This window comes from Pseudomonas rubra (assembly GCF_028656935.1).
In the GTDB taxonomy this organism is placed as follows: domain Bacteria; phylum Pseudomonadota; class Gammaproteobacteria; order Pseudomonadales; family Pseudomonadaceae; genus Aquipseudomonas; species Aquipseudomonas rubra.
This window is the reverse complement of the sequence record NZ_JAMDGZ010000010.1, coordinates 142,531-156,075: the sequence shown is the minus strand read 5'-3', so window position 1 is coordinate 156,075 and position 13,545 is coordinate 142,531. Positions and strand designations below refer to the sequence as shown.

The following is a 13,545-nucleotide window of genomic DNA, read 5'->3' as shown; positions in this document are numbered from 1 at the left end:
TAGAATCTCCCACAGGGATTGTGTTGACCCTGTGGGAGCGGGCTTGCCCCGCGAAGCTTTTGTAACTGCTCAATAATTCACCAATTACCTTGCTTGTCCTTCGGCGCTTCTCTACAATTGCGCCCCTTGCCGTGTTGGCAGGCGTTCACGCGCCTTTTCCCGGGGCAAGACATACAAGTGTCATTCACTCCTTGTCTGACCACCCTGGTGGCAGACTACAACCCGTAAGGAGCATTCATGCGTCATTACGAAATCATCTTTCTGGTCCACCCTGACCAGAGCGAGCAAGTCGGCGGCATGGTTGAGCGTTACACCAAGCTGATCGAAGAAGACGGCGGCAAAATCCACCGTCTGGAAGACTGGGGCCGTCGTCAACTGGCCTACGCAATCAACAATGTTCACAAGGCTCACTACGTGATGCTGAACGTTGAGTGCACCGGCAAGGCCCTGGCCGAGCTGGAAGACAACTTCCGCTACAACGATGCCGTGATCCGTAACCTGGTCATCCGTCGCGACGAAGCCGTTACCGGCCAGTCCGAGATGCTCAAGGCTGAAGAGAACCGCAGTGAGCGCCGTGAGCGTCGCGACCGTCCTGAGCATGCTGACAGCGCCGATGGCGACGACAGCAATGACAGCGACAACAGCGATAACGCTGACGAGTAATCCACGGACCTTTTGAGGAGCCTATTACATGGCACGTTTCTTCCGTCGTCGTAAATTCTGCCGCTTCACTGCTGAAGAAGTGAAAGAGATCGATTACAAAGATCTCAACACCCTGAAAGCTTATGTATCCGAAACCGGCAAAATCGTTCCAAGCCGTATCACCGGTACCAAAGCTCGTTATCAGCGTCAGCTGGCTACCGCTATCAAGCGCGCCCGCTTCCTGGCCCTGCTGGCCTACACCGACAGCCACGGCCGCTGAGACCGGGTCGTCGACAAGTAGCAAAGGATAGAATGCATGCGCGCCTTGGCTGATTTCATCATGCGCGGTCGCGTGCAAGCCGCCCTCGTGGTGGTGGGTTGTGCGGCATTGCCGCTGTTGTTCTGGTTAAGTGCCGCCGCCGGGAGCCTGGTGTTCCTGCGGCGCGGTTTCAAGGACGCCTCCGGTGTCCTCGCTTGGGCGTTATTGCCGGCGATGGCCTGGTGGTTCTTCGGTGAGCCGCGCACCTTGATGGTGTTGCTGGGTACGCTGGGTCTGGCTGCGCTGTTGCGCGCCGGGCAGTCCTGGAACCGGGTGCTGTTGTTCAGCATCGGCATGGGCCTGGTGTATGGGGTTGTACTGGGTTCGGTGTTCCGCGAACCGATTGAAGCTCTGGCTGGAGCGCTTGAAAAAGCCCTGCCGCAGATGCTCGACGGTCTCTATCAACAGTTATCGGTAGAGGAGCGGGCCCGCCTGGGTAGCCTTATCGCACCCGTGCTCGTTGGCCTGATAGCGGCGTTGTTGCAAGCCGTCAGTGTGTTGGCCCTGATGTTGGGTCGTTACTGGCAGGCGTTGTTGTATAACCCGGGTGGTTTTGGTCGCGAGTTTCAAGCGGTCAGGCTCCCCCTGGTGCCGGCGCTGGTGCTGTTGGTGCTCATGCTGGTGGGGCCGAATTTCGGTCCTGAACTGGCGATGTTGACGCCGCTGTGCAGCGTACCGCTGATGTTTGCAGGGCTTGCCCTGATGCATGGGCTGGTGGCGCAAGGTCGATTGGCCAAGTTCTGGCTGGTCGGGTTGTACGTGACGCTGTTGCTGTTCATGCAGCTGATTTATCCGTTGCTCGTGGTCCTGGCCATTGTCGACAGCCTGATTGATTTTCGCGGTCGCAAGGCGCCCCCAAAAGGTGCCGATAACGATTCCGCGAACGGTGAAGGTTAAAAGTTAAGAGGTTATTACCAAATGGAACTGATCCTGCTGGAAAAAGTCGCCAACCTGGGCAACCTGGGCGATAAGGTAAATGTTAAGGCCGGTTACGGTCGTAACTTCCTGCTGCCATTCGGCAAAGCCACCGCTGCGACCGCTGCCAACCTGGCTGCGTTCGAAGAGCGTCGCGCTGAGCTGGAAAAACTGGCTGCAGAGAAAAAAGCTTCGGCCGAAACTCGCGCTGCCCAACTGGCTGAGCTGGAAGTGACCATCACTGCCACCGCCGGTGACGAAGGCAAGCTGTTCGGTTCGATCGGCACCCACGACATCGCTGACGCCCTGACCGCCTCCGGCGTTGAAGTGGCCAAGGCTGAAGTTCGTCTGCCGAACGGCACCATCCGTAACGTCGGCGAATACGACGTTGCCGTGCACCTGCACAGCGACGTTGAAGCCACCGTTCGCGTGGTTGTTGTCGCAGCCTAAGCTGTACCTATCGGCTGGCACCTTGAGTGCCAGCCGGTTAACATCGGGCACGATCCTGCTTTGCAGGTCGTGCCCTTTGTTTTTTTCATCACCCTGATTCCTGCGTGGCCATGAACGAGATATCCGCCCCCGAGCAATATGATCTGCAAACTGCTGCCCTGAAGGTGCCGCCGCATTCCATCGAGGCCGAGCAGGCCGTGCTCGGTGGCTTGATGCTGGACAACAACGCCTGGGAGCGCGTGCTCGATCAAGTTTCGGACGGCGATTTCTATCGACATGACCACCGCCTGATTTTCCGCGCCATTCACAAGCTCGCCGACCTGAACGCCCCGTTCGACGTGGTGACCCTGCACGAGCAACTGGACAAGGAAGGCGTCAGCTCGCAAATCGGCGGCCTGGGCTACCTGGGCGAGTTGGCCAAGAACACCCCGTCGGTGGCCAACATCAAGGCTTATGCCGCAATCATTCGTGAGCGGGCGACCTTGCGTCAGCTGATCAGCATCAGCAGCGAGATCGCCGACAGCGCCTTCAACCCCCAGGGGCGCAATGCTGCGGAGATCCTTGACGAGGCCGAACGGCAGATCTTCCAGATCGCTGAAGCGCGGCCGAAAACCGGTGGGCCGGTGGGCGTCAACGACCTGCTGACCAAAGCCATCGACCGTATCGACACGCTGTTCAACACCGACAGCGCGATCACCGGGCTGTCCACCGGCTACACCGACCTCGATGAGAAAACCAGCGGCCTGCAGCCTGCCGACCTGATCATCGTCGCCGGTCGTCCGTCGATGGGTAAGACCACCTTCGCCATGAACCTGGTGGAGAACGCGGTGCTGCGCAGCGACAAGGCGGTGCTGGTGTACTCCCTGGAGATGCCAGGCGAATCGCTGATCATGCGTATGCTCTCTTCGCTTGGCCGTATCGACCAGACCAAGGTGCGTTCCGGTCAGCTTGAAGACGATGACTGGCCACGCCTGACCTCGGCGGTCAACCTGCTCAACGACCGCAAGCTGTTCATCGACGATACCGCTGGGATCAGCCCCTCGGAGATGCGTGCGCGCACCCGGCGGCTGGTACGCGAGCACGGCGAGGTCGGCCTGATCATGATCGACTACCTGCAACTGATGCAGATCCCGGGTTCCAGCGGTGATAACCGCACCAACGAGATTTCCGAGATCTCCCGCTCGCTCAAGGCCCTGGCCAAAGAGTTCAACTGCCCGGTGGTGGCTCTGTCGCAGCTCAACCGCTCCCTCGAACAGCGGCCGAACAAGCGCCCGGTGAACTCCGACTTGCGTGAATCGGGTGCAATCGAGCAGGACGCCGACGTGATCATGTTCGTCTACCGCGACGAGGTGTACCACCCGGAGACCGAACACAAAGGCATTGCCGAGATCATCATCGGCAAGCAGCGGAACGGCCCGATCGGTTTTATTCGCCTGGCCTTCATCGGCAAGTACACGCGTTTCGAGAACCTGGCGCCGGGCAGCTACAACTTCGACGACGACGAGTAAACGCCGGCCGCTCACGACCGGCGTTGCGCCTTCAGTCGGGCTGCACCGCCGCAAACAGCAGGCGAGCCGCTTGCGGGCTGAAGGCGGCGCGCCAGATCGGTTTGTGCGCAAGGCCTTCGCGTTCGTCCTGGGCCTGGCTGTCCGCGCCTAGACGGCTTTGCGCCAGGGTTTTCAAGTGCCCCCCTCTGATCTGGAACTGCTCGTCCCGAGTCGTCCTGGCATCGTAGTGAAAGTGCGCTTCCCATAAGGGCGAGTGTTGGCCCTGGGCATCCCTTATTTCATACACATCGAGAAAGTGTTTGTTCTGGCCCTTGCCACGCGGTGCGCGGGCGCGAGCCTTGTAGACCGTCACCTGGCGCTGCTCCAGCAAGTACAGCAGCCGATTGATGTCCAGATTGTCCTTGTCCTTGTATTGCTCGATGCGCAGGGTTTCGCCCTGTTGGCGCAGGCGCTGCGCCGCTTCGCGCACCTGTTCGGGCAAAGAGGCATCGCGCCTGTCGAGGTGTTCGATAAGTTCATCCAGCTCCTCCGCCCGCTGTTCCAGCCGTTCGATAATGCTGGTCGGATTGTCTTTGCGCTCGGTGTCGCGCCGGGCCCTTTCCAGATGTTCGCCGACTCCGGCCACCAGCGCGCGTGCTTGTTCGCCCGCATCGGTTTGCCCCGGACGCGGGTGCGAGCGGACGCGCTGCCAGCTGCCGCGGTTGTGGCGATAGGTCTGCATCCGGGCCGTGTCGTTGGCGGCGGCGATCTCGACCGTTTCCTGGCCGTTGTCGTCAACCCGCGTTTCGCCGAGCTTGAGTACGCAGGTGCCGGATTGCCTGACCCGGATCAGGCGTTTGCGCCGCGGCTGTGGTTTTGTCCCGGCCACTGGCTGGGTGGGTAAAAAGTCGTAGTCCGGCGCTTGTGGATCAAGGCTTAATAGCTCATTGGTGGGCAGCGATTGGTAGAGCCTGGCGAGGTCCTCCTGCAGCTGTTGCTCGAATTTACCCAACAGCTCCAGCACATCCTTCAAGTGGGCTTTTTCTCGCGAAGAGAGGTCTCCAAACAGGGGGGGCAGTGCGCCACGCTGGTGTTCCAGTTGACTGTGCAGGTCTGCCAGCAACGCCATGCGGTAGTCAGATGGAACGCTGTCGGATTCGTTCAGGGCCACGAAGATGTCGTGAAAGCGGATCAGGCTGGTAGCGATGTCGGCATTGAAACGCACCGGTGCTGTGGCGTCGGCTGGGTCGCCAATCACCAACAGCTCCAGTCTGAACATGATCACAGCGCTATTGAGCAGGCTTGGCGTATTGGGAAAGCGTTCGCGGTGTTTGCTGATAGCGGATGTGGTATCGGCACCTGGCAGCTTGCGGTGCAATTCCTCAAGGTAACCTTCATGCTTGCTGAGGAAGGGACGCTTGGCTTCGAGTTGTTTGAGCAGCTCCTGATGCTGGTAGCGGTAGAGGGCTTGTTCGCCCTGGTGGGGATCGACCAGCAAGTCTTCGGCGATCTGATCAAAGCCCAGGTCCAGGCTCAGGATTATTTTCTCCAGGCAGCTCATACGGTACAGGTGCATCTGTACCAGGGGGGCGCGCACCTGGCTGGCTTCCTGGGTCTCGAACAGCTGAATTTTTTCCGTGGTCAGGGAGATGATCTTCCAGTAAATGGTCACCAGCGCGCCGACAGCTTCTTGTTGTTGCTCGGTGTTTTCCTCGGCTGCAGTGACTCGGCGCTGGGCGATAGCCATTTGTTTGGCTGCTTCGTCCATGCGCCGATTAACGTCTTGCAGCAAACGTTGTTGTTGCAACTGCTGGCTTTGCCGGGCTTGTTGCGCTGCGTTGGCTTGCTCCTGGTTGCGCCGGCGAATTTCGTCAAGACGGCCACGGCGCATGCCGGCACTGCCGGGCAACGGCGTGTAATACCATTGATTGCGGTAGCACAGCACGGCGGCACCCGGGGTGTGCGGATGCAGCCTGTCGATCAGGCGCCACACCGGTTGGCGCAAGGTCGAGGCCTGTGGATCGGGACGGATGGGATAGGCCGCGCCCTGGATCACGGCATGGGGCTGGCCGTCGATGAGCACTTGTCCATTGACCACCGGCTGCGTGGCTGCAATGGCTTGGGTTGCTGGTGACAGGCGTTGAGCCGAAACCCCTTGCAAGGGCGCAGGGGCCAGCAGCGCATCCAGGTTATCGCGCTCGCGCAAGGCGATGCGCAGCAACTGCGCGCTCAGTTGGGCGCTGTCGGTGAAGTGCCGGGCGACCTCGGGCATGTGTTCGAGCAGGCAGTCCAGCAAGGATGCCGGCGGTGAATCATTAGTGCTTTGATAGCGTTGGCCGGTGCGACTCAATTGCAGTGCTCGAGTGCTGTCTTGTGGGCCGTAGTCTTGCCAAGCACTGGCAGGATAGAACGACTTGCCGGGTGGGGCTGCCAGGTCTTCTTCGATGCGGATGCCAAGTTCGCCGGGCCAGGCGTCCAGGCAGGTGATCAGTTGGCAGGTGAGGGCCTCGATATCGCGGCCAGCCGTGTCATTGTGGCCGTCGAGCAGCCAGAGTGCGTGCAGGATCCGGCTTTGCGCCTGGTGATCGAGCAAGGCGGCAGCGGCTGGCGGATCAATCAGCGTGTCATTGTTCAGGTCGCGCAGCTGTGGGTAGCGTTCGACCAACTGGCGCGCCGCCGCCGGTGCGAGGCCGGGAAAGCGCCGGGCCAGCTCACGGCTTAGTGCGGGTTGGCCCGCGTGACCTTGCAGGGCCAGCAGGGTCTGTACTGGCCAGGGCAGTTCACTGCCGTGGCGCCAGGCGCTCTCCAGTTGTTGGCGTGATACCCCCGCCAGGCGGGTGACTTGGGCAATGTCCTGTGTAGACATCTCGCGGTCCCAGGGCAGCAGGTGTTCCAGCAACCGGGTATCGCTCCAGGAAGCGGCTTGCAGTTGTACCGTCACTCGCTGCGTCAGCCTCGGCGAGTGGCCCAGCGCGGCGACCAACTGCCTGCTGCGCTGTGCCGAAAGCCGTACGCCGATGCCTTGTACCTTTGCTCCGATCAACAGGTCGGCGACATCGGCCAGCGCCTGCACGGCCTGCTCGCTGTGCCCGCTCGACAGCGCCTGGAGCGCCGAGACGCTCTGTAGCCCCAGGCTGCCCAGCGTCGCGGCCAGCATCACCCGGGACAGGCCTGTTACACCGCCCGGCGCGGGCAGGGTGAGCAGTTGCAGCACTTCACTGATCACAAACAAAAAACCGCGGCTGAAGGTCTGGAAGTCGACGCTGTTGTTGGTACTGGCCATCAGCGCCAGGTCCGTGGCAATCGTCAGATGCTGCTCACGGCCCAGCATGTCCAGCAGCGATAGCTGGCGCCAGGGGCTGTCGGGGCTTTCGATGAGTTCCAGCTGGGCGGTGGACGGCGCACTGGCGAAACTGTCGTGAAGCCTGCGGGCCAGCCAGTTCAATTGTTCGCGGTCAACCTCGACGGGCTTTAGAAATACGCTGAGCTTCTGTTGCAGGGCCACCGCCAGCCAGCGTTGCAGCCAGCCGAGCTGCTGGCTGCTTTGCGTCAGTTGAATTTGCTCCAGTAACCCGGTGCGAGCGGCGCTGACCGACTCATGGACACGCCAGGCGCCACCCGGGCGCTCGGGAAAATAGCTGAAGATGGCATCGTCGAGGTTGATGATGTAGAACGGCAGGGGCAGTTGGTTGTCCAGCAAGGTCCGCTGCAGGCGCTCGAACGGCAGTTGGGCAAGCTGTCGATGGACATGCTTGAGCAGGCCCGCATCCGGAAGCCAGCGCAGAACATGCTCCAGCACGCTGTCAGGCAACTTCAGATTGAAGTACTTCCATTGCACGGCACCTGGATGCTCGAGGGCCTGGGCCAATCGTTGCAGCTGTTCGCGATTGAACTGATGGTCGTGGGTTTGTCGATAGGCATCCAGCAGTGCAAGGCGCAACAGGGCGCGATGGTAATTACGCGAAGCGGCGGCCAGTTGTTGCGTCAGGGTCTGGCGGATGTGCTGCTGTAAGCGAGCGCCCAGATTCAGCTCGCGCACGATGGCGACGAAGGTGCTTACCGCCAGTTGTTTATGCCGTCCACCGCCAGCCTGGTTGTTGATGCTGCTGGCGTTGATGAACTCAAGCCCGGAACCACTCTGCAAGCTGATGTTGAAGCCGAAGTTGTCCAGGGCGGCCTGCCACAAGGTGCGGGTTTGCAGGTGTTCCACTTCTTTGTACGGTGGTTCGGGCCCGACTTCCAGGGAGTAGGTGTGCAGATAGGTCGTCAGTGGGTCAAGCGCCAGGCCGCTGTGCTGCACAAGGTGTGCGCGCAGGTCGCGTAGGGCGTGTTGCTCGAAGTCCTGGCGCCACTGCGCCAGGGCCTGAGCCAGCGCCAGTCGGTGTTGCTCGACCTGGCGTGACAGGGCCAGGTACTGCTCGCGCTCGGCCTGGTCCAGTTGTTCGAAGGCGCTGTCGAACTGCGCTTCGATCAGCTCCAGGGTCAGGCGATCGCTCCAGCGCTGCAGGCCATTGCTGGCGGTTCCGGGGGGGGTGTCGGTAGAGGGCATTGATCAGGCTTCCTTGTTGAGGCGAAAGCCTGATCAGAGCGCAGTACCAGGGTGGGCATGCGATAGATATGTAGGTCAGCTGGAGAGTGCGAACAGTTCGGCAGCGGTTTTCAAGTCAATGGCTGCCCGCCAGATCGGTGTGATGAGTTCCCCAGCGTGCTCTTGGCTGGCCTGGGAGGCTTGGCCGAGCTTCTCCTGGTCCAGACGCTTGAGATGCCCGGCTTTGGCCTCGAAGTCAAGTGGCGCGGTGTCGACTTCGGGATAGTGGAAGTGCGCCGCCCAGAGTGCTTCCTTCGCGCCATGTCGGTCGTGGATATGGTAGGTATCCAGATAATGGCCCTTGAGTTTTACTCGTGTCTGCTTTTGCGTCACCGTGACCTCATCCTGTTCGATCAAGTACCGCAAGCGGGGAATGCTCAGGTGCTGCTTGTTTTTGTACGCCTTGATCATCAGGATTTTATCGTGGTCGAGCAGTATTTCTGCCTGCTGCTCAAGCGAGGCGACGAGGTCCTTGTACCGGCTGTTGGGCTCGCGCCCCAGGAGTTGGGCGCTTTCCTTGAGCTTGTCAGCTTCGTGTTCGAGAAATTCACTGATGTTGGCCGGATGGTCTTTGCTGGCGGCGCGGGCGTTGGCTCGATCCAGCGTTGCTTGAACAGTTGCCAGAAGCGCTTGGGCTTCAGTGTCCAGCTTGCTGTAGTCGGTCCGTGGCGAAGGCACGTTTTTCTTACGGGTCCAGCGGTTGTTCACTTTTTCGTAAGTGGCAATGGGTTGTTGGGTCGTTTCGGAAACCACATGCACTGTGTCGGCATTGCTGGCGTCCACTTCCCCGGTGATGAAGGTGTCGCCGAAGCGGCCGTGAGCACGAATGATTTTCTTGCCTTTAGGCCTGGCGGTTGTGCTCGTGCCCGGGCCTTGTGGTGGAATGAAATCGAAGTCGATGAAGTCGCTGCCGCGCTCGGGGTGGTCACTCGCGGTTGAGGAGGCGAAGGCCGCAAGTGCTTGCTCGTCGACGGACGACTGCAGGCTCTCGAGGTGTTCGATGACCGCTTGTCCGTGCTCGCTGTCGAGTGCGGTGCCAAGGGTTGTATTGAGTGTCTGGGCCTGTTGGCGGTAGGCTGCGAGTTGGCTGTGGATGTACTCCAGAACGCTCAACTGCTGTTGGTTGGGCATGCTCCGTACATCGTCCAGTGTGGTCGCAAGCAACCGGACCCTGGCGGACAGGAAGTTGACATTGATACGGGGCACGGCGAGCTCAGGGTCAAACAGGTTATCGCCAGAAATGAGTAAATTGCAGTGGAAGTAGATCAGGCTAGCTCTGACAGCATTCGATGACGAGGGACCCTCGCGCTGCAGTTGGGTGAACTCGTCACGGAGAAAAGCCAGAGCGTCTTGTCCCCCCTCGTCATGTTGGTACTGTTCAAGCTTTGCCAATACCTCGGTAAAGCTGGCGATGGTTTGCTCACGCTGTATGCAGTTCAAGAGCTGCGTCTGGAACGTTTTGAGGTAAGCACGATTAAGGGTGACATAGTTCGTCGCGTTCCTGACCGGGTCCAGGGCACCGAGCCTCTCGACCTGAGCGTTCAGAAGGAAAACTTCGAGGCCTATGTTCTTGGTGTAGAGATCGGCCAGAGTCAACAGCTCGGCTGCCCAGCGACTGAACAGCGTGACGCGATGGTTCTGGGATTTGGTCAGCGTATTCTCGTGCTTTTTTAAGTAGTTCAGATTCTCGTAATGCAAGGCGTATACCCGATCGCGTTCCACGGTATAGCGTTCGAGCAGCATCTGGCGAAAGTCGGGGCGGTTGGCCGGGCTTTTCTGCAGCTGCTCGTTCAGGATCTCCACTTTTTTCAAGCCTTCGAAAATGGCTTCATCAGCGCTCGTCACTTTATCGAGAAGACGCTGCTCTTTATAAGCAGTCCTGGCCTGTGTGGGCTTCATGCCTCCGCGCCCCCCAGTGGCGATACCGCGCCAGGTTCCCTGGCTGTCGCGAGTTACCGCCTCGCTGCGCCCGACCCTTGTGGCTACGTAGCGATTGGCACTGTCCTGCGCCACCGGGTCCTGTGGCCGGACGATGCGCCAGATCGAACGGGTGGGCGATGAGGCGTCTTCGTCCTTGAGCACCTGGTACGTCTGGCCGGTATGGCTGATGTAACGTTTGCCGTCGAGCTTGTAGACACCCTCGCTCGCCAGGCTGTTGGCGCTCAGGGCTACCGAGGTGGTGAAGGCGCTCAGCCGGGTGCTGCTCAGACTGTAGGTCGGGTCTTCGGTGAGAAGTTCGGCCCAGGTTTCAGGGTGCGCGAGTGCACCGTCGACAATACTTGTGGCCAGCGCCGCGCTGTCATGCAGGCCATACTCCAGTGCCTTGCGCTGATCATCGTCGAGGGTGCGCAGGCAGGCGCAAACCAGGTTGTTCTCGCCAGGATAGGCAGAGAACACTGCGCCGTCGGAGGCTTTGTAGCCGGTGTACAGGCCGTTGTGCCTGACCAGCGTAATGAACTGGGTGGCGGCGTCATCGCCGTATTGTGCCAGTAGGTGGTCACCCTTGTTCAGCTCGTTACCTATGCTGACCCCTTCATAAATACGGATGCCGAGGTTTTCTGGCCAATCGGGAAAACAGGTCAGCAGATGACCGAACAGCGCCTCGGCGTCTCTGTTCAGGTCGCGGCTCGACGGGTCTTCCAGGGCGGCGAAGGCGCGGTACATCCGGCTCTGGATGCGGACCTCATTGATTCTCGACCACTGGGCCGGGGTCAGGCTGGTACCTGGACGCGGCGGTTGGTTGGGGAACTCATGGATAATCTGTGCGGCGGCAGTTTCCGAAAGGTCAGGGAAGCGTTGCAGCAGTTCATTTTGCGCCTGCCTGGCGGCGGCGGTCAGCGGGGCGCTGCGGGCGAGGGTGAAGGCGAACTGCTCAGGATCCAGGTCGGTACGCGGACGGTCGTCCTGGATCACTGCATAGACAGCGCGCTGCTGGCGCTTGAAGTCATCGAAGAGCTGGCTGCGCAAATGGTCCAGGCGATTGTGGAAGTGACCATCACGGTCATAGTCGTGCTGCTTGCCCAGCATACTGCGCGGATTCAGGCGTTCATGTTCCTTCAGCGCGGTCGACAGCAAGGGTAAGCCCGCACTGTCAGGTTGAAAGTAGGTGGCATAGCGATTGGCGCTGTGGCGGATCAGCACCAGGTCAGGGGCGCGACCAGCGGCTGGGGTTGCCGGCTCGTACTGACCTAGCAGGGTGCTCTTGTCGGTACCGTAGAGACGCACTCTTGCGTTGGCCCGGTGGGCCAGCAGGCGGGGCAACACCTGATCGGCGATGTCTGGCAGCGTATCGACACCGTTTGCCAGCGCGTTGGCCAGGTTGTCGAGGCGTTGACGCAATTGAAACCCGTCGATGACATCGCGCAGGGCCCAGTTCGAGTCGGCGCTGCCGGCCCAGATCGCTTCCAGCGCACGGCGCTGCACTCCGGTGTGCTGGAGTATGCGGGTCAAGGAGTGGTCGCTGAAAGTGGGGAGTTCGGGCGACAACATCGTCTTCAGCAGTTGTGCGTCGCTGAGCCCGGCCACTGGTTGAGCCAGTGTTGTGGGCTTGCTTGACCACCTGAGTGCTGTGGTTTGCGTCTCGGTGGTGTACTGCGTCGGATTGCGCAGGTCCCTGATAAGGCCGCGCTTGCGCCGCGCCGATAGACGTGCGGCGGTACCTTGCAAGGCCGCACTGATCGCAAGGTCGATGATATCTGCCATGGCCTGGATGAACGCACTGCGCTCCCCTTGCTGCAGGGCCTGGATGGCGCTGATGCTCTGGTAGCCCAGTGCCCCGAACGAGGCGGCCAGCATCAGCCGGTTGACCCCCAGTACGCCCCCGGGAACAGCGATGGTCAGCAACTCGACGACCTCGCTGATGATCAGCGTGAGACCGTCCAGCCAGGTTTGATGGTCGACATCGGCGACGGTCCGGTAGTCCTTGATCAGGTCGGCATGGAACTTCAGCAACTGACGATTGCACAGCACGGTCAACAGCGCATCGCCCTGGCCAGCAGGCTCCAGCTGCAAGCGCAGGCCCGGCGCAGTGTCAGCCCCGAACCAGGCATATAGCTGGCTGGCCAGCCAGTTCAGCCCGGCGGGATCGGTCGGGGGCGTGCTGAGGTGCTGGTGCAACCTGAGCTGATCGCTGATGCTCAAGTGATGCAGGAACCAGGGGCTGTTGCTGAGTTGCGCGGCCTGGCGTAACGTTTCGCGTATCGACACCAGGGCACCCTCCACCGAGGCGTGACGCAACAGCTCGCCTTGCGGGCGTCCCGGAAAGTAGCTGAAGGTCGGTGAGGAGGGTAGCGACTCGAAACGTCGGATGTACAAGCCAATCGCCGCATGGGTTCCGGCGAAAGACAAAGCATAGGCCGTCCAGTCGTACCTTTTGTCGTTCAAGGTCGCTTGCAGGGTGTTTTTTTCCAGCACGCTGATGTCGCCCTGACGCAGCGCTTCGAGTATCGCCAGTTTCAGTTTTACCGTCATGCAGGTGGTCAGGAGGGGTTTGATCCGGGCGTTGTAATGCTGGTCGAAGTAGTGCTGGAAGTGCTTGCCCAGGTCCAGCGAACGTGCGACCTGAACCAGGTCCTCGGTGGTCAGTGGCTTGCCGTTCGCGGGTATGCCGGGCTCAACGATGCTGCTGGCTGCGTGAAACGCCTGGCCGGCCGCCAGGCTCCAGCGGCGCCCCAGGTGAAAGCCGAAGTTGCTGCGGGCAACGTTCCACAGAGTGTCTGTGGTTTCGGTTTCGGTTACTTGCGCCTCACGCCGTGGCCGTGACGAGTAACGCGTGGTCAAACGGGTCTGTAGTACATCCACTGGGCGCCCCAGATAAGCGGTAAGCGCTCCGGCCAGGCGGCGCTTGCCGTCTGTCTCGACGGCCTCGGTGAAGGCCTGTAAACCCCGGACCAGCTCGGCTTCATGCCCTGGCAAATCCAGGCACAGTTGCTTGAAGCGCGTCTTGTCGTCCGGCGACAGGGTCCGCAGGGCGTTCTGGGTTTGCTCGACAATCCATTGCAGGGTCCTGCTGTCTTCACGGGTTGCACCGGACTGAACATAGTCTTCGCTACGGGCAGACGAGTCGTTGCTGTGTATATCTGACATGGTTTGGCTATCTCATCGAAAGTGAGAACCGATCAGAGCGCAGCCGCGACCAGGGCAGG

General features: G+C 60.6%; 7 protein-coding genes. 5 read left to right on the top strand and 2 right to left on the bottom strand.

The window, feature by feature from the left end; all coding sequences use genetic code 11:
- The first annotated feature begins 237 nt into the window (after positions 1-237).
- The 5 genes from rpsF to dnaB all read left to right on the top strand — a co-directional run bounded on the left by rpsF (position 238) and on the right by dnaB (position 3,834).
- Positions 238-663, top strand: coding sequence for a 30S ribosomal protein S6 (gene rpsF / locus M5G17_RS04815; RefSeq protein WP_010221605.1), 426 nt, complete (start codon positions 238-240; stop codon positions 661-663).
- Between the two features lie 28 nt (positions 664-691).
- A complete protein-coding gene (rpsR, locus tag M5G17_RS04810) occupies positions 692-922 on the top strand; it encodes a 30S ribosomal protein S18 (protein WP_003171373.1) in 231 nt (76 codons plus the stop codon).
- A gap of 36 nt (positions 923-958) precedes the next feature.
- Positions 959-1,858: a hypothetical protein gene (locus M5G17_RS04805; protein ID WP_273891886.1), complete on the top strand. Its 900-nt coding sequence runs from the start codon at positions 959-961 to the stop codon at positions 1,856-1,858.
- A gap of 21 nt (positions 1,859-1,879) precedes the next feature.
- Positions 1,880-2,326 carry a 50S ribosomal protein L9 gene (rplI, locus tag M5G17_RS04800; RefSeq protein WP_045196876.1) on the top strand — a complete coding sequence of 149 codons (447 nt, stop codon included), beginning with the start codon at positions 1,880-1,882 and terminating at the stop codon, positions 2,324-2,326.
- A gap of 110 nt (positions 2,327-2,436) precedes the next feature.
- Positions 2,437-3,834 carry a replicative DNA helicase gene (dnaB, locus tag M5G17_RS04795; RefSeq protein WP_130262875.1) on the top strand — a complete coding sequence of 466 codons (1,398 nt, stop codon included), beginning with the start codon at positions 2,437-2,439 and terminating at the stop codon, positions 3,832-3,834.
- A 31-nt stretch (positions 3,835-3,865) separates the two neighbouring features.
- On the opposite strand, the gene M5G17_RS04790 is transcribed toward dnaB, so the two are convergent.
- Positions 3,866-8,362 (bottom strand): dermonecrotic toxin domain-containing protein, encoded by a 4,497-nt coding sequence (locus tag M5G17_RS04790; protein ID WP_273891885.1) that lies wholly within the window; start codon positions 8,360-8,362, stop codon positions 3,866-3,868.
- A 75-nt stretch (positions 8,363-8,437) separates the two neighbouring features.
- Positions 8,438-13,486, bottom strand: a complete 5,049-nt coding sequence (locus M5G17_RS04785) for a DUF6543 domain-containing protein (protein WP_273891884.1) — start codon at positions 13,484-13,486, stop codon at positions 8,438-8,440.
- Positions 13,487-13,545: the final 59 nt, after the last annotated feature.

Coding starts and splice junctions, on each gene's coding strand:
- rpsF (WP_010221605.1), top strand. CDS start 238: ATGCGTCATTACGAAATCATCTTTCTGGTCCACCCTGACCAGAGCGAG.
- rpsR (WP_003171373.1), top strand. CDS start 692: ATGGCACGTTTCTTCCGTCGTCGTAAATTCTGCCGCTTCACTGCTGAA.
- M5G17_RS04805 (WP_273891886.1), top strand. CDS start 959: ATGCGCGCCTTGGCTGATTTCATCATGCGCGGTCGCGTGCAAGCCGCC.
- rplI (WP_045196876.1), top strand. CDS start 1,880: ATGGAACTGATCCTGCTGGAAAAAGTCGCCAACCTGGGCAACCTGGGC.
- dnaB (WP_130262875.1), top strand. CDS start 2,437: ATGAACGAGATATCCGCCCCCGAGCAATATGATCTGCAAACTGCTGCC.
- M5G17_RS04790 (WP_273891885.1), bottom strand. CDS start 8,362: ATGCCCTCTACCGACACCCCCCCCGGAACCGCCAGCAATGGCCTGCAG.
- M5G17_RS04785 (WP_273891884.1), bottom strand. CDS start 13,486: ATGTCAGATATACACAGCAACGACTCGTCTGCCCGTAGCGAAGACTAT.